We start from the raw sequence: 15,716 nt of genomic DNA, 5'->3' as shown, positions 1-15,716 counted from the left end.
GGAGTCTGACGGGCAAAATTTTCACCCAACGCATTGAACGTAATAACCTGACGCTCCGCACCCGCATTAAACGGTTGGCTCGTAAAACAATCTGCTTTTCGCGCTCAGTTGAGATCCACGAAAAAGTCATTGGAGCGTTTATCGAGAAACACATGTTCTACTAATTGGAGGCATCACCGTCATATCTTCTTATTTTTGAACATTCATAAAAATAAATAATTATCATACTGACAAGCTATTTCTAATAAAATAACCCCTTTTATTATTAATGGCATTAAGTATGCAATTGACCTTAAATAAGGTATTCAAAGCGTTATAAAATAGGAAGACATGCTAGCTGCTAGCACGTTTTTACACTGATTATTTGACAAAAACTAAAATTTGCTGCAGCGTGACAGATATCCGGAATAAAAAAAGGGAGGTTTTTCTCCTCCCTCGGTATCTGAATATTATTTCAGAATTTCGATACGACGCGGTTTCATCGCCTCAGGCACAATACGCTCCAGATCAATATAGAGCAGGCCAAGTTCCAGGCGAGCATCGCGCACCTGAACGTGATCGGCCAGCTGGAATTTGCGTTCAAAATTGCGCTCGGCGATACCCTGATAAAGGTAAGTGCGTTCAGGCTGCTCTTCAGGGTGTGCACCCCGGACTGTCAGCATATTATCGTGGGCGGTAATATCCAGTTCTTCCTGGGCAAAACCGGCCACAGCAATTGTTATACGGTATTTATTTTCGGAAACCAGTTCAACGTTGTACGGGGGGTAACCACCGTTACTTTGATTCTGATTAGACTCCAGCAGGTTAATCAGACGATCAAAACCAATGGAAGAACGATACAGCGGTGCAAGATCAAAGTTACGCATTTTTTAACTCCTGAGAATCAGCAAGATTTTATACATTCACCTTCCATAATGGACAGGTAAAAGGCCCTGAAAAACCGCCCTGTCGGCACAGTATTCAGCGACCACGGGATAAAGATGGCGCCAAACTGGCACTTTTCAAGTCGGCACAACGTTTTTTTTTAACCAAAACGGTTGAATGACGTACACTCAAGGAAGCGTTGCCAGCGAATGTCAGAGCCAACACAGAATGGCCGGGAAAACCTCCCGCACGATGGCAACTTAACTCAGCCTGCACAACAGGACTGTAGGGATGATGCGATGATAGTGTTAAAAAAATTCCGCCTGGCGGGTATGGTGGTCTTGTTGTCACTGGCCAGTAGCGGCTGTTCCAGTATCATGACCCACACCGGACCCGATCAGGGCTATTACCCTGGCACCAGAGCCAGTGCGAAGATGGTTGCTGACAGTGAAAACGGCTGGCCACTGCGTTCACTGGCCGCTCTCGATCTGCCCTTCTCGGCGCTGCTGGATACCCTGCTGCTGCCGCTGGATTATATGCGCAGCGGCAGCGATAAATCGCAAGACTCGCCGCGTGAACGGGTTTTACGCAGCGAAAAATTCACCCACACTGAGCAAAGCTTATCCGGAGCGGCACCATTGGTGGCTAATACGCATCAGCAATAACGATTTGCTGCCAACCGTCAATCTGGCGCAAAAAAGCAATATAACGGCCATCGGGTGACCAGACCACCGCATCGCCAACAGGTGCCTGTTGCCGTCGGGGGGTCAGACGACGCATTGCACCACTGCTGGCGTTGATCTGCATGACGCTGTTATCACAGATAATGGCCAGCTGCCCGCCCTGTGGGTGCCAGCTAAAGGCGGACTGCATGGGCCAGGGACTGCGGCTGATCTGACGGGGTTCGCCACCCAGCGGCGAGATCCCCCATAACTGCACAATGCCCTGCTCATCTTTCATCAAAAAAGCGATCTCACTACCGTCCGCTGTACTGCGCAACCAGTGCCGTGGCTGGCTGACCACACCGGGCCAACGACGCGAATGGCTAAAGGTCAGACGACGCTGCATAATGCCCGCCGGCGGCGCTGGCAAACTTGTCGCGGTTCCCTGCAGTGGCTCGCGCCCGGCGATAGCAAAGTCAGCATCCGACTGCGGCAAATCGACAATAAATACCTCGGCAACTTTGTCACCGTTAACGGCCAGCGTGTCACCAATAAAAGCCAGTGCCGAATGCTGATGGCTGCCATCCGCCCGCCGATAGCCATACTGGCCAACCCACCCCTCTTCATAGGCGCGGCTAATATCATCGCTGCCGGGACGCGGTTGCGATGTGGTCTGACTGACCAGCACACAAAAATGGCTGCCATCATGTTCACGCGGATGTTGTTTAGCCGGACAAACGGCCCGCAGAGGCACCGCCACCCCGACATTACGCAAATCCTGGCGGATATCGAACTCATGCATCACATGATCGTTATAGGTAAAACTGATTCGCCTGCCATCGGGGCTGTAAACATGCACATGACTGCCCCCACGCAGCGCACCTGGGGTAAAAGGCGGCGTAATGTCACAGGCATCCAGCGTTTGCACTGCCGGCCCCTCAATAACAACCCCGCGGCGATGGTGAAAATCATAATGCCAGCTGGCATCCGGATGTTCCGGACCATGAATGGCCAGATAACGCTGAGGCAGCACCGGGCTGGCCGTTACCACCCCGACGTACGCCCCATCACTGGCACTATAAAGGATGTCGTGCTCACCGTTGATACTAACGCGCTCAAGGGTCAGACCGCTAAAATCAGAGGGCGACGGACGCACATCGTAAACCAGCCACTGGCTGTCGGCAGTCCAGACGTTAATATTGGTCAGTTGATGATGGCGCGGTGCGAAAGTCAGCTGTTTTTCCATAGCAAAACGACCTGAATAAATCGGTGCCAACAAACTACGCTAATTCACCCGGCAATGCAGCCTCTTAACCCACTCACCTCGCCGACCGCTAACAGATAACTTATCGCCCCAGGTAAAGCAACAGCGGCAATACCGGTCAGTGCCGGCGCAAAACATAATCAATTAAAATAATGTCACCGCCTTGCTGTAGGGCAGGCGTGATAGAGACTGTATTGTAAACCATCGCGGCTGACCGGTTATTTTCATTGCACCGCCTTCTGCCAGGCCTGCACAAAAGCACCGGCTTTTTCGCGAGTCATTGCCGGCGATTGCCCAGCGCGATAGAGATCGCTGCCTAAGCCAGCCCCCGCACAGCCCGCATCCAGAAAAGTTTTTAGATTTTCTGGCGTAACGCCACCAACGGCAAACACCGGCACTTCCGCCGGTAATACCGCTTTCAGCGCTTTGATATAGTCAGGACCGAAGGCCGATGCCGGAAAAATTTTCAGCACCTGTGCCCCTGCGTTAAGGGCAGTAAAGGCCTCGGAAGCCGTGGCGCAGCCGGCCGCGATGACCATACCTTTTTCTGCCGCCCGCCGGATCACCGCCACGTCAGTGTTGGGTGTCACCACCAGCTGACTGTTAAAACCGGCCAGCAAATCAACCTGTTGTACATTCAGCACCGTGCCAGCGCCAATCAACGCCTGGCTGCCATAGATTTTTACCATTCGAGGGATGCTTTGCTGCCATGCCGGCGAGTTCAGCGGAATTTCAATGGCATCAAACCCCGCATCGATCAAAGCACCGACATGCGATTCAGCCTCCTCGGGCGTGATACCGCGTAAGATGGCAATCAGCGGCAGTTTAGTTGGCCAGTTCATGAGCAATACTCCTGATTCCTTGCTGAAAAGCATCGTCACCATCCAGCACGGTGATTGACACCCCTTGTAACTCAAAGGCCTGCTGATAGCGGTGCGCCAGCGCTTTGCCGGCAATCAGCGTCAGTGGGGCTTTACTGTTGAAATGGCGCAGCTGACTGGCGACCTCGTGACCGATCAGCAAGCCGGAAAGGTAATCACTCACCGCACTCTGTGCCAGCGCGCCAAGTACGTGGCGGGCGCGCACTTCAAACAGCCGGGCAATAATGGTGCTATCGTTGCTGCCGGTAATCAGCCCGGCGCGGAAAGCCTCAGGATGTTGTTTTTGTTGCGGCAGACCGGCACCAATTAAAGCATGTTTCAGCAAAAGATGATGCATTTCTCCGGTCATCACCGTGCGGAAATCGACAATCTGCTTTTGCTGGCTAACCACCCATTTGGCGTGAGTACCGGGCATCACATACAGCGACGACGGAGCCAGTTCGCTGGCCCCGAGAAGCTGGGTTTCTTCGCCACGAATGATATTATAATTATCCTCACGGCTTACCTTCAGCCCCGGTACAATCCAGGCACGCTGTTCTACCCGGGTCAGGTGAGATGCCAGCTGATCCAGCGAAACCGGACAAGGCAGATAGGGCACCGACAGCCAGCCAGCATTACTGCCTACCATACCGGCCATCACCACCGGCAGATCATTAACCGGCCAGTCTGCCGTTACCGTATTAAATACCTGCAGCGGCGTGCGCCCTTCCAGTCGGGTAACCCCCGCTTCGGAACGCCGTTCATCAATAAGCTGCCCGTGACGATAATACCAGGCGCGCAAATTGGTTGATCCCCAGTCAATTGCGATATAGCTGCTCACGGAATATCCTTTAAGCGTTGGGTAGAACTGGCAATCATGGTTAATGCCGCCTGCTCAGCAGCATCCGGATTTTGATGACGAATTGCCTCATAAAGCGATTGATGTTGTCGTAGCGTGCGCGGCATTTTGCCAGACCCGGGCATGTCAGTGCGTTCAAACACCGCTTGCTGCAACTGACTGACCGCCACGCTCAGTTGCTGCAAAACCGGATTATGTACCGAAGCCAGTACCGCCTGGTGATAACGAATATCGGCGCGGTTAAACGCAGCACCATCATGATAGTTAGCCGCCATGTCATTCAGCGCGGTTTCTATCTGCGTCAGATCGCTGGAAGTTGCACGTTCAGCTGCCCAGCGGGCAACTTTTGGCTCAATCAGATGATGAACTTCGCGCATGGCGGCAATCAGCTGAGGATTCTGATCGTGCTTTAAAATCCATTGCAACACATCGCTATCAAGATAATTCCAGTGGCCACACGGGGTCACGAAGGCACCGCAATAGCGTTTCATTTCAATCAGTTTTTTTGCCATTAAACCACGGAACACTTCGCGAATAACGTTGCGTGAGGTCGCGAACCGCTGACACAAATCGGCTTCTGCCGGCAGCGCCGCTCCAGGCACATATTTACCGGCAACAATCTCCTCGCCCAGCGTCAGAATAATGCGATCGGTTTTGCTAACGGCGCGCTGGTTCATGATTCTCCCTGTTTAGATTGCATTTTTTCGCCGGCATGGTAGAGGGTAGTTCGCAGATGGCCATCTCAGAATTGTAGTATTTATAATGCATATTGCACTACAATATAGATCACAAAAAAGACACAACAGTCAAAGCGCGAAACGTTCAATCGCATAGGCTACGCCATCTTCACTGTTGCTACGGGTCACAAACTGTGCGGCAGCTTTTACCGGTTCTATGGCATTCCCCATCGCCACCCCGGTACCGGCATATTGAATCATCGCGATGTCATTTTCCTGATCGCCAATTGCCATGATTTCTTCTGGCTTCAGGCCCAGCAGATCGGCCAGCACTTTTACACCATAGCCTTTATTCACCCGCTTATTGAGAATTTCCAGATAGTAGGGGGCACTCTTTAACAGGGTGTACTTGTCCCATGCAGCCTGCGGCAAAGCGGCAATGGCGGCATCTAACAAAGCCGGCTTATCAATCATCATCACCTTAGGAAAGGTGGTGTGCGGATCCATCTCATCCCGCGGGCAATAGCGCAAGGCAATACCGGTCAGGTATGCCTCATGCACGGTATATTCACTGATATCTTTATTAGCGGTATACAGCGCGGTTTTGTCCAGGGCCTGGAAATGCACGCCAAGCTGGCGGGCTAATTTTTCAAAATAGAGATAGTCGTCAAAGCCCAGGCTCACCTCGGAAACTGGTTCACCGTCCACGGCACGGTGAACCAGGGCGCCGTTATAAGAGATGGCGTACTGATCGTCTTGCTGTAAATCCAGTTCTTTCAGATAACGCACAATGCCGACATACGGACGCCCGGTTGCCAGAACCACCTTAATACCTTTGGCTTTCGCTGCGCTGATTGCCGCGTTAACGCCGGCAGAGACCTGGTGCTGAGGGTTAAGTAACGTGCCATCCATATCAATGGCGATAAGTTTAACAGCCATAATGTCCTCGTGACGGTGAGTTTTATCTTCATCCTAACGTGATTGGATGCAGGTTGACGAGTCATTCCCGTGGCGGGCCGTGCGAAAAACAAGGGTTTTCCGGCGGATGCTGAAGATATTTACAGCAAAAGACGCCCCCGCTGACAAAGGTCAGGGCGGGCAGATATGCAAAAAACCAGGGAAATAACGCGCCAGCAGAAAGCCTGCGACACAGGTAACAGTCAGCCGGGCAACGACAAACAAAACCACCGCAGAGGTAAGAGAACACACCGCCAGTCAGCGCACCAGCCGGATTGAGGGCTGGCGCGGCTGAGTGGCGTCAGATATCAATGTTTGCCGCTTTCAGCGCGTTTTCTTCAATAAAGGCGCGACGCGGTTCAACCGCATCCCCCATCAGCGTTGTAAACAGCTGATCGGCAGCAATCGCGTCTTTGACGGTAACGCGCATCATACGACGACTTTCCGGGTCCATAGTGGTTTCCCATAACTGGTCAGGGTTCATTTCACCAAGACCTTTGTAACGCTGCACAGAAAGACCACGACGTGACTCTTTAACCAGCCATTCCAGTGCCTGCTCAAAACTGGCAACCGGCTGGCGCCGATCGCCACGTTCAATATAAGCGTCTTCTTCGATCAGGCCGCGTAATTTTTCACCCAGCGTACAGATTTTGCGGTATTCCGCGCCGGCGATAAACTCGTGATCAAACCTGTAGTCGCTATCAACACCGTGAGTCCGTACCCGAACCACCGGCTCAAACAGCTGTAGCTCGCGGTTTTCTTCTACCAAATCGCGGTACTGACTGCCATGCTGCTCACGCTCGTTAAGTGCGGCAACCAGCGAAGCCAGCCATTCGCTGACCTGGCGCTCGTCGCTGAGACTCGCCAGCGTTGGATGGTAAATCAGCGCCCGCAGCAGTGCCAGCGGGTAACGACGCTCCATGCGCTTAATCATTTTCTGGGTGCTATTGAACTCAGACACCAGCGCTTCCAGCTGTTCGCCGCCCAGAGCCGGAGCATCAGCGTTAGTGTGCAGCGTTGCCCCATCCAGCGCGATGGCAATCTGATACTGATCCATCGCATCATCGTCTTTAATATATTGTTCCTGCTTGCCTTTCTTGACCTTATACAGCGGGGGCTGTGCGATATAAACATGCCCACGCTCAACAATTTCAGGCATCTGACGATAAAAGAAAGTCAGCAACAGGGTACGGATATGCGAACCATCAACATCGGCATCGGTCATGATGATGATACTGTGGTAACGTAATTTGTCCGGGTTGTATTCGTCACGACCAATACCACAACCTAACGCCGTGATCAGCGTGGCGACCTCCTGAGAAGAGAGCATCTTGTCAAAACGCGCTTTTTCCACGTTAAGGATTTTGCCTTTCAGTGGCAGAATCGCCTGATTCTTGCGGTTACGACCCTGTTTGGCAGAACCGCCCGCCGAGTCCCCTTCCACCAGGTAAAGTTCGGAATGCGCCGGGTCGCGTTCCTGACAGTCGGCCAGCTTGCCAGGTAAACCAGCCAGGTCCAACGCACCCTTACGGCGGGTCATTTCACGGGCGCGCCGTGCGGCTTCACGAGCACGGGCTGCGTCGATAATTTTACCGACAACAATTTTTGCGTCGTTAGGATTTTCCAGCAGATATTCAGCCAGCAGTTCGTTCATCTGCGATTCAACGGCAGATTTCACTTCCGATGAAACCAGCTTATCTTTGGTCTGCGAAGAGAATTTTGGATCGGGAACCTTCACCGACACCACAGCGACCAGCCCTTCACGCGCATCATCACCGGTAGCACTGATTTTGGCTTTTTTACTGAAGCCTTCTTTGTCCATATACGCATTGAGCGTACGGGTCATTGCGGCGCGAAAACCTGCCAGATGCGTGCCGCCATCGCGCTGCGGTATGTTATTGGTAAAACAATAAATATTTTCCTGAAATCCGTCGTTCCACTGCAGGGCGATCTCAACACCAATCCCGTCTTTTTCCGTACTGAAATAGAACACCGTCGGATGGATAGGGGTCTTATTTTTATTAAGATATTCGACAAAAGCTTTAATACCCCCTTCATAATGGTAATGATCGCTTTTTTCGTCGCGCTTATCTTCAAGACGGATAGAAACACCGGAATTGAGGAACGACAGTTCACGCAGCCGTTTTGCCAGCGTCTCGAATTCAAACCGGGTCACATTGGTAAAGGTCTCCGGGCTTGGCCAGAAGCGCACGCGGGTACCGGTAGCGTCGGTTTCGCCGGTTACGCTGAGAGGGGCCTGCGGTACACCATGCTGATATACCTGCTGATGCACTTTGCCTTCGCGGCGAATGGTCAGCTCCAGCTTTTCTGACAGCGCATTCACCACTGAAACCCCAACACCATGCAACCCGCCGGAAACCTTATAAGAGTTATCATCAAACTTACCGCCGGCGTGCAGCACCGTCATGATAACTTCCGCCGCCGAGACCCCTTCTTCCGGGTGAATGCCGGTGGGAATACCCCGGCCATCATCCTGAACCGATACCGAATTGTCGGCGTGAATAGTGACAACGATATCTTTGCAGTGACCAGCAAGCGCTTCGTCGATGGCGTTGTCCACGACCTCGAATACCATGTGATGCAGACCGGTGCCATCATCCGTATCGCCGATATACATACCCGGACGTTTGCGGACTGCATCCAGCCCTTTCAGAACTTTGATACTTGAGGAGTCATAAGAATTCGACATCAACGTTTCTCGCTCATTTAATCTTCAGGTTGAAGCGTTATTTTACCCTGTTCTACACGGAACATCTTGCCCTTTTCATCGCTCATGTCGATAACGTGTTCCGCACTGATGGCGCTGACAAAAACCTGAGCCTGGGTTGCTTTCAACCGGGTGGCTAATAGCTGGCGACGGGTGTCATCCAGCTCCGAGGCAAAATCATCAATCAGATAAAGGCAACGCCGGCCATTATGGCGGGTAAGAAACTCACCCTGAGCCAGACGCAGCGCGCACATCAACAGCTTTAACTGGCCGCGCGATAGCACATCTTCCACCGGCGTATTGTCAGCCCGGATGCGAAAGTCGGCTTTATGCGGCCCGCTGGAAGTGTAAGTCAGCGCCCGATCGCGTTCGAACTGACGCTCCAGCAGTCCGGCATAATCGCTCTCTTTATCCCAGCCGCGCTGGAAGGAGAAAGCGAGGTCAAATTCAGGTAAAAACTGGCGGCAGGTGCTGGCAATATCCTGCGCAATAGCCTGACTGTATTGCGCCCGCCAGTGGCTTATCTGTTCAGCCAGCGGTACCAGCTCCTGATCCCAGGGCCGAATCTGGGCATAGCGAGTCACCTGACGCAGCGCGGCGTTACGCTGTTTAAGCAGTCTGCGCAAATTAACCCAGGCATTAAAAAACTGGCTTTCGTTATGAAAACAACCCCAGTCAATATAAGCCCGGCGATATTTGGGGCCGCCATTAAGCAAGGTAAATCCTTCCGGAGTAATAAGCTGCATCGGTAACATAAGTGCCAGTTCAGCAACCTTATGGCCGTCGCTGCCATCAATACGGACTTTACTTTCCCCGGCACGATTTTTGGTTAAGCCAATGGCAACCTCGCGCTCTGCGCCGCTCACCCGACCATGTAACACAAAATGTGGCTGGTCGTGACGAATCACCCGTCCCGCCTGCAAACTGCGAAACGCCCGACCATGACCAAGCGTATAAATGGCTTCAAGAACGCTGGTTTTTCCGCTGCCGTTAGCACCGACCAGGAAATTAAACCCAGACTCCAGCGCCAGATCGGCATTTTCAATATTGCGAAAGTCCTGAATCAGCAGGCGGGTTAATGCCATATATCAGATTGCTCGCTGGAAATTGCACTATCTCTATAGTGGCGTTGGTTTGACAGACAAAAATGCAGGCTGAGCTCAGGGCGTTAACTTCACCGGCAGATGAGGTTTCGCCAGCCCCCGGCACATACACAAGGTGCATGCCAGGATGACGAACGCGGTCATCACGCCAGCTGGCAGCTCAATCAGCCCGACGTTAACTGCCCTCTTACAAGCGCATTGGCATCACCACATAGGAAGCCGACTGGCTGGCGGCATCTTCAATCTGCACGCTGGACACCGAATCGGTCAGCAGCAGGCGCACATTTTCGCATTTCAGCGCGTTGAGGACGTCCAGCACATAGCTGACATTAAAACCGATTTCCAGATCGCTGCCACCATAGCTGACATCCAGTTGTTCTTCGGCTTCTTCCTGCTCCGGGTTGTTTGCGGTAATTTTTAGCTGGTTTTCAGTAATATACAAACGTACGCCGCGGAATTTTTCATTAGACAAAATCGCCGCACGGGCAAATGCCTGCTTCAGAAGGTCGCAGCCGGCTTCCAGTGTTTTATCCGGATTTTTTGGTAAAACGCGCCGGTAATCAGGAAAGCGCCCGTCAACCAGCTTGGAGGTAAAGATAAAATCACCAACATGGGCGCGAATATTATTACTGCCAATTTGCACCTGTAATGGCGCGTCGCCACCATCCAGCAGGCGCAATAATTCCGTTACCCCTTTACGCGGAACAATCACCGAATGATTTGGCAACGGCTGGCCAACAGGCAGGGCACAAACCGCCAGACGATGGCCATCGGTTGCTACCGTGCGTAACTCTTCGCCTTCGGTTTCAAACAGCATACCGTTGAGGTAATAGCGCACATCCTGGTGGGCCATTGAAAACTGGGTTGCTTCAATCAGACGCTTCAGGGTTGCCTGAGGCAGCGTAAACTCTACCTCGCTTTGCCAGTCATCAAGATTGGGAAAATCACTGGCCGGCAAAGTAGACAATGAAAAACGGCTGCGACCGGAACGCACCAGCATACGTTCACCGTCCAGTGCCACGCTGATTTCTGCCCCGTCGGGCAAGCCACGACAGATATCAAGAAATTTACGCGCCGGGACGGTAGTGGCGCCAGGCTCATGCCCCTGCTCCAGCGTTACCCGGGCGACCATTTCCATTTCCAGATCGGTCCCGGTCAACAGCAGTGAACCGTCGTTCACCTGTAGCAATAAGTTGCCCAGAATCGGTAGCGTCGGCCGTCCGCCTAGCGGACCACTCACCTGCTGGAGTGGCTTAAGTAAATGCTCACGTTCTACAGTAAATTTCATAGCGTCAGGAAGATAATGTTCTGATTAAATTTGAGAAATCTTCTTTTATGTCGTGACTCTCTTCACGCAGCTGCTCAATTTTACGGCAGGCGTGCAGCACGGTAGTATGGTCACGACCCCCGAAAGCATCACCGATTTCCGGCAGGCTGTGGTTGGTGAGCTCTTTTGCCAGCGCCATTGCCATCTGGCGAGGGCGTGCTACCGAACGTGAACGGCGCTTCGACAACAGATCGGCAATTTTTATTTTGTAATATTCTGCCACCGTTTTCTGAATATTGTCGATGGTGACCAGCTTTTCCTGTAGCGCCAGTAAATCGCGCAGGGCCTCACGTACAAAATCGATAGTAATTGCCCTGCCGGTAAAATTAGCGTTGGCAATGACCCGGTTAAGCGCGCCCTCCAGCTCACGCACGTTGGAACGCAGCCGTTTGGCAATAAAAAAAGCCACTTCCCCCGGCAGACGAATATCGTTCTCGTCGGCTTTTTTCATCAGTATTGCCACGCGGGTTTCCAGCTCAGGCGGCTCGATGGCTACGGTCAGCCCCCAGCCAAAACGCGACTTGAGGCGATCTTCCACCCCGTTGATTTCTTTCGGATAGCGATCGGAGGTTAAAATAATCTGTTGATTGCCTTCAAGCAACGCATTGAAAGTATGAAAAAACTCTTCCTGTGAACGCTCTTTATTCGCAAAGAACTGAATATCATCGATCAGCAGCGCATCAACCGAACGATAATAGCGTTTAAATTCTTCAATAGCATTGTTTTGTAACGCTTTTACCATGTCCTGCACAAAGCGCTCGGAATGCATATACACCACCCGGGCATTAGGCTTACGCGCCACAATGCCGTTACCCACCGCATGCAGCAAATGCGTTTTGCCAAGGCCAGTGCCGCCATAAAGGAACAAGGGATTGTAAGCGCCACCCGGATTATCAGCCACCTGACGCGCCGCCGCACGAGCCAGCTGGTTCGATTTACCTTCAACAAAGTTATCAAAATTATGTTTGGTGTTAACATTGGAGCGATAAGCATGCTCAGCCGGAGCCGGCATGGTATCCCAGCTGGGACGCACAGTCGCCACTGTCCGCACACTGCCGGCAGGCGCCGCGTTAACGCTGACGGTTACCGGCTGGCTGACGTTCTGTGTTACCGGTTTGCTGCCCACCTCAAAACGCAGCAACGGTGCGTCAACACCACAAAAATCGTTTAATAACCCGTTGATATTGTTTAAATACTTATCTCTTACCCAGTCGAGCACAAACCGGTTAGGGGCGTACAAAGCGAGCGTATTGTCATAAAGCTCGGCCTGAAGTGGACGGATCCACATGCTGAATTCAGTGGCAGGTAGCTCATCCTGCAATCGGGCAAGGCACTGTTGCCATAGCGAAAGTGACACGGCGGACTCCACTCGAATAAAATCGATAAGAAAAAGTACTCAAGATCTTTCTTCGTTGTTGACGCATGCATCCTGCTGCATGCGCATCGCTATCTGCAATGATATCTGCTGGGATCGCCATCGCTGGATCCTCAGAGGAAGGGCAGATCATAGCGCAAACAGCGCCAGAGATCTCCCCTTTCTACATAGATTCGATCCAATTTATCCACAGGCAAAAAAAGCAGCATCAGTTTACCGTTTTTCGACAAATACGCATGCCGGATCGTTAACATTAGCTTAAATTTCATACCAGCGTCACGATTTTGTCATTAATCGCAGAGAAGGGATCGCCGTATGATCCTGGCCGATCCTTGCGCTTTATGCCAGAGGCCGTATAATGCCTGCCCCAGCGTCAGTTTTGCTGCTCGCCAGGCTATTTAAAAACGCGTATTGCGCGAAGTAAATTGACTCCGGACTGTACAGTTATTACAATCCCGCCTCTTTATATAAAAGATACTCTGAGGCGCAGGTTGCTTTACGGCTCCGTGTTTACGCGTCGACAGTAACAATTTCCAAAAGTTTAGGTAGAAATCGCCATGAAACGCACTTTTCAACCGTCTGTACTGAAGCGTAACCGCTCTCACGGCTTCCGCGCTCGTATGGCAACTAAAAATGGTCGTCAGGTTCTGGCACGTCGTCGTGCTAAAGGCCGCGCTCGTCTGACCGTTTCTAAGTAATAAAAGCTAACCGCTGAGTGGTTAAGCTCGCATTTCCCAGGGAGTTACGTTTGTTGACTCCCACTCATTTCACTTACGTCTTCCAGCAGCCACAACGGGCTGGCACGCCGCAAATTACCATTCTCGGCCGCCTTAACTCGCTGGGGTATCCCCGTATCGGTCTCACCGTAGCGAAAAAAAACGTCAAGCGAGCACATGAACGTAATCGCATCAAGCGCCTGACGCGTGAAAGCTTTCGCTTGCGCCAGCACGAACTTCCTGCCATGGATTTTGTGGTGGTGGCAAAAAAAGGTGTCGCCGAACTCGATAACCGCTCGCTGGTGGAAGCGTTGGAGAAATTATGGCGTCGTCATTGTCGCCTGGCGCGCGGCTCCTGATTGCGCTGATACACGTTTATCAACGTGTTATCAGCCCGCTGCTGGGGCCACGCTGCCGCTTTAATCCCAGCTGTTCGCACTATAGTATTGAAGCGTTACGCCGCTTTGGCATAGTAAAAGGCAGTTGGTTGACGATGAAACGCGTATTAAAATGCCACCCTTTACATCCGGGTGGTGACGATCCGGTGCCACAAAAAACCGACGATAACAGAGAACATTAACGATGGATTCGCAACGCAATCTTTTTTTCATCGCTTTTCTGTTCGTGTCTTTTCTGATCTGGCAGGCCTGGCAAACGGACCACGCGCCGCAGCCTCAGCAAATACAGACGACACAGAACACGACCAGCGCAGCCGGTGATGCAGCCAACCAGGGCGTACCTGGCAGCGAACAGGGCAAAACCATCACCGTTAAAACCGATGTGTTGTCTTTAAAGATTAACACCCGTGGTGGCGATATCGATCAGGCGCAGCTGCTGACCTATCCGGATAAGCTGGGTTCTCCGGCACCGTTTCAGCTGCTGGAAACCACGCCAGACTTTGTTTATCAGGCTCAAAGCGGCTTAACCGGTCGTAACGGCCCGGACAACCCAAATAATGGTGCCCGCCCGCTGTATACCGCCAGCCAGGACAGTTTTGAACTGGGCCAGAATGAAAGCGAGCTGCGCATTCCGCTGACTTACAAAGCAGAAAACGGCGCGACCTACACCAAAACGTTTATTTTGAAACGCGGTGAGTTTGCCATCAGCGTCGAATATCAGATCAACAACACCAGCCAGCAGCCGCTGGAAGTGTCGATGTTTGGTCAGCTGAAACAGACGATTGATTTACCAAAGCATCGCGATACCGGCAGCAACAACTTCGCTTTGCACACCTTCCGTGGTATTGCGTATTCCAGCAATAAAACCAACTACGAGAAAGTGAAGTTTGACACCGTGGCAGACAACGATTTGCTCAATGCCGCAACGCCAAACGGCTGGGTGGCTATGCTGCAACAATATTTTGCCACCGCCTGGGTACCACGCACCAGCGGCGACAATTCGCTTTATACCACCAACCTTGGCAACGGTATTGCCGCTGTCGGCTATAAATCTGCACCGGTTACCGTAGCACCTGGCAGTCAGCAACAGCTGGCAGCAACGCTGTGGGTCGGTCCGGAAATTCAGGACAAAATGGCGGCTATCGCACCGCATCTTGACCTGACGGTTGACTACGGTTGGTTATGGTTTATTTCCCAGCCGTTGTTTAAGCTGCTGAAATTCTTACACAGCTTTATTGGTAACTGGGGCTGGTCAATCATTGCCATCACCTTTATTGTGCGTGGCATTATGTATCCGCTGACCCGCGCGCAGTACACCTCCATGGCTAAAATGCGTATGCTGCAGCCAAAAATTCAGGCAATGCGTGAGCGTATTGGTGAAGATAAGCAGCGTATGAGCCAGGAAATGATGGCGTTGTACAAAGCGGAAAAAGTTAACCCGTTAGGTGGCTGTTTCCCGCTGATTATTCAGATGCCGATCTTCCTGGCATTGTACTATATGCTGTCCGGCTCCGTTGAGCTTCGTCATGCTCCCTGGGCACTCTGGATCCATGATCTGTCAGCTCAGGACCCGTTCTACATTCTGCCGATTCTGATGGGCCTGACGATGTTCTTCATTCAGAAAATGTCGCCAACTACCGTCACCGATCCGATGCAGCAGAAGATCATGACGTTTATGCCGGTGATTTTTACCGTGTTCTTCCTGTGGTTCCCGTCAGGTCTGGTTCTGTACTATATCGTCAGCAACCTGGTGACGATACTGCAGCAGCAGCTGATTTACCGCGGCCTGGAAAAACGCGGCCTGCACAGTCGGGATAAGAAAAAAGCGTAATCACCAGCGCCTTCCCGCCAGCCATGGCAAGGTTGATTTTGACGCTGGATGCAGAAACAGTAATTATCATAAGGCGGTCAGCAGACCGCCTTATT

Annotated in this window: 16 protein-coding genes; 6 read left to right on the top strand and 10 right to left on the bottom strand. The window is 52.0% G+C overall.

From position 1 onward, the window contains the following. A partial coding sequence (locus BL249_RS04400; protein WP_241898836.1) for an IS1 family transposase occupies positions 1 to 164 on the top strand: 164 nt, incomplete at its 5' end. A gap of 285 nt (positions 165 to 449) precedes the next feature. Here the strand turns inward: BL249_RS04400 and ibpA are convergent. Next, on the bottom strand, positions 450 to 866 hold the full coding sequence (ibpA, locus tag BL249_RS04395; protein WP_099706600.1) for a small heat shock chaperone IbpA: 417 nt from the start codon (positions 864 to 866) through the stop codon (positions 450 to 452). Between the two features lie 297 nt (positions 867 to 1,163). Between ibpA and BL249_RS04390 the strand changes: the two genes are divergently transcribed. Beyond that, on the top strand, positions 1,164 to 1,529 hold the full coding sequence (locus BL249_RS04390; protein WP_099706633.1) for a YceK/YidQ family lipoprotein: 366 nt from the start codon (positions 1,164 to 1,166) through the stop codon (positions 1,527 to 1,529). Here the strand turns inward: BL249_RS04390 and BL249_RS04385 are convergent. The 9 genes from BL249_RS04385 to dnaA form a co-directional block, all read right to left on the bottom strand. Continuing rightward, complete coding sequence (locus BL249_RS04385) at positions 1,510 to 2,772, bottom strand: DUF3748 domain-containing protein (protein ID WP_099706601.1); 1,263 nt, start codon at positions 2,770 to 2,772, stop codon at positions 1,510 to 1,512. The genes BL249_RS04390 and BL249_RS04385 overlap by 20 nt on opposite strands. Before the next feature lie 242 nt (positions 2,773 to 3,014). Beyond that, positions 3,015 to 3,632 (bottom strand): 2-dehydro-3-deoxy-6-phosphogalactonate aldolase, encoded by a 618-nt coding sequence (locus BL249_RS04380; RefSeq protein ID WP_099706602.1) that lies wholly within the window; start codon positions 3,630 to 3,632, stop codon positions 3,015 to 3,017. Beyond that, positions 3,616 to 4,491, bottom strand: a complete 876-nt coding sequence (locus tag BL249_RS04375) for a 2-dehydro-3-deoxygalactonokinase (RefSeq protein ID WP_099706603.1) — start codon at positions 4,489 to 4,491, stop codon at positions 3,616 to 3,618. Before BL249_RS04375 ends, BL249_RS04380 begins: the two co-directional genes overlap by 17 nt. Beyond that, a complete protein-coding gene (locus BL249_RS04370) occupies positions 4,488 to 5,186 on the bottom strand; it encodes a FadR/GntR family transcriptional regulator (RefSeq protein WP_099706604.1) in 699 nt (232 codons plus the stop codon). The genes BL249_RS04375 and BL249_RS04370 overlap by 4 nt, the downstream gene beginning before the upstream one ends. 129 nt (positions 5,187 to 5,315) lie before the next feature. Continuing rightward, positions 5,316 to 6,125 (bottom strand): sugar-phosphatase, encoded by an 810-nt coding sequence (gene yidA / locus BL249_RS04365; RefSeq protein WP_099716805.1) that lies wholly within the window; start codon positions 6,123 to 6,125, stop codon positions 5,316 to 5,318. A 319-nt stretch (positions 6,126 to 6,444) separates the two neighbouring features. Further along, positions 6,445 to 8,853 carry a DNA topoisomerase (ATP-hydrolyzing) subunit B gene (gyrB, locus tag BL249_RS04360; RefSeq protein ID WP_099706606.1) on the bottom strand — a complete coding sequence of 803 codons (2,409 nt, stop codon included), beginning with the start codon at positions 8,851 to 8,853 and terminating at the stop codon, positions 6,445 to 6,447. A 17-nt stretch (positions 8,854 to 8,870) separates the two neighbouring features. Next, entirely contained in the window at positions 8,871 to 9,956 is a 1,086-nt protein-coding gene (gene recF / locus BL249_RS04355; protein WP_099706607.1) for a DNA replication/repair protein RecF, read from the bottom strand. 205 nt (positions 9,957 to 10,161) lie between these two features. After that, positions 10,162 to 11,262, bottom strand: coding sequence for a DNA polymerase III subunit beta (gene dnaN / locus BL249_RS04350; RefSeq protein WP_099706608.1), 1,101 nt, complete (start codon positions 11,260 to 11,262; stop codon positions 10,162 to 10,164). A gap of 4 nt (positions 11,263 to 11,266) precedes the next feature. Then, a complete protein-coding gene (gene dnaA, locus BL249_RS04345) occupies positions 11,267 to 12,658 on the bottom strand; it encodes a chromosomal replication initiator protein DnaA (RefSeq protein WP_099706609.1) in 1,392 nt (463 codons plus the stop codon). 575 nt (positions 12,659 to 13,233) lie between these two features. Between dnaA and rpmH the strand changes: the two genes are divergently transcribed. From rpmH to yidC, 4 genes are read left to right on the top strand one after another with little or no spacing between them, the layout of a single operon-like run. Further along, positions 13,234 to 13,374 (top strand): 50S ribosomal protein L34, encoded by a 141-nt coding sequence (gene rpmH / locus BL249_RS04340; protein WP_000831330.1) that lies wholly within the window; start codon positions 13,234 to 13,236, stop codon positions 13,372 to 13,374. A gap of 17 nt (positions 13,375 to 13,391) precedes the next feature. After that, positions 13,392 to 13,751 (top strand): ribonuclease P protein component, encoded by a 360-nt coding sequence (gene rnpA, locus BL249_RS04335; RefSeq protein ID WP_099706610.1) that lies wholly within the window; start codon positions 13,392 to 13,394, stop codon positions 13,749 to 13,751. Further along, positions 13,715 to 13,972, top strand: coding sequence for a membrane protein insertion efficiency factor YidD (gene yidD, locus BL249_RS04330; protein ID WP_099706611.1), 258 nt, complete (start codon positions 13,715 to 13,717; stop codon positions 13,970 to 13,972). Before rnpA ends, yidD begins: the two co-directional genes overlap by 37 nt. A gap of 2 nt (positions 13,973 to 13,974) precedes the next feature. Further along, positions 13,975 to 15,621, top strand: a complete 1,647-nt coding sequence (gene yidC, locus BL249_RS04325; protein ID WP_099706612.1) for a membrane protein insertase YidC — start codon at positions 13,975 to 13,977, stop codon at positions 15,619 to 15,621. Positions 15,622 to 15,716 lie beyond the last annotated feature (95 nt).

The sequence above is a fragment of the Erwinia sp. OLFS4 genome, assembly GCF_002752165.1.
Classification (GTDB): Bacteria; Pseudomonadota; Gammaproteobacteria; order Enterobacterales; family Enterobacteriaceae; genus Izhakiella.
The sequence above is the reverse complement of the archived record's forward strand: the minus strand, read 5'-3'. Positions and strand labels throughout refer to the sequence as shown.

What these genes read in the sequence shown, in the direction of transcription:
- ibpA (WP_099706600.1), bottom strand. Translation starts at nt 866, where the DNA reads ATGCGTAACTTTGATCTTGCACCGCTGTATCGTTCTTCCATTGGTTTT.
- BL249_RS04390 (WP_099706633.1), top strand. Translation starts at nt 1,164, where the DNA reads ATGATAGTGTTAAAAAAATTCCGCCTGGCGGGTATGGTGGTCTTGTTG.
- BL249_RS04385 (WP_099706601.1), bottom strand. Translation starts at nt 2,772, where the DNA reads ATGGAAAAACAGCTGACTTTCGCACCGCGCCATCATCAACTGACCAAT.
- BL249_RS04380 (WP_099706602.1), bottom strand. Translation starts at nt 3,632, where the DNA reads ATGAACTGGCCAACTAAACTGCCGCTGATTGCCATCTTACGCGGTATC.
- BL249_RS04370 (WP_099706604.1), bottom strand. Translation starts at nt 5,186, where the DNA reads ATGAACCAGCGCGCCGTTAGCAAAACCGATCGCATTATTCTGACGCTG.
- yidA (WP_099716805.1), bottom strand. Translation starts at nt 6,125, where the DNA reads ATGGCTGTTAAACTTATCGCCATTGATATGGATGGCACGTTACTTAAC.
- gyrB (WP_099706606.1), bottom strand. Translation starts at nt 8,853, where the DNA reads ATGTCGAATTCTTATGACTCCTCAAGTATCAAAGTTCTGAAAGGGCTG.
- recF (WP_099706607.1), bottom strand. Translation starts at nt 9,956, where the DNA reads ATGGCATTAACCCGCCTGCTGATTCAGGACTTTCGCAATATTGAAAAT.
- dnaN (WP_099706608.1), bottom strand. Translation starts at nt 11,262, where the DNA reads ATGAAATTTACTGTAGAACGTGAGCATTTACTTAAGCCACTCCAGCAG.
- rpmH (WP_000831330.1), top strand. Translation starts at nt 13,234, where the DNA reads ATGAAACGCACTTTTCAACCGTCTGTACTGAAGCGTAACCGCTCTCAC.
- yidD (WP_099706611.1), top strand. Translation starts at nt 13,715, where the DNA reads ATGGCGTCGTCATTGTCGCCTGGCGCGCGGCTCCTGATTGCGCTGATA.
- yidC (WP_099706612.1), top strand. Translation starts at nt 13,975, where the DNA reads ATGGATTCGCAACGCAATCTTTTTTTCATCGCTTTTCTGTTCGTGTCT.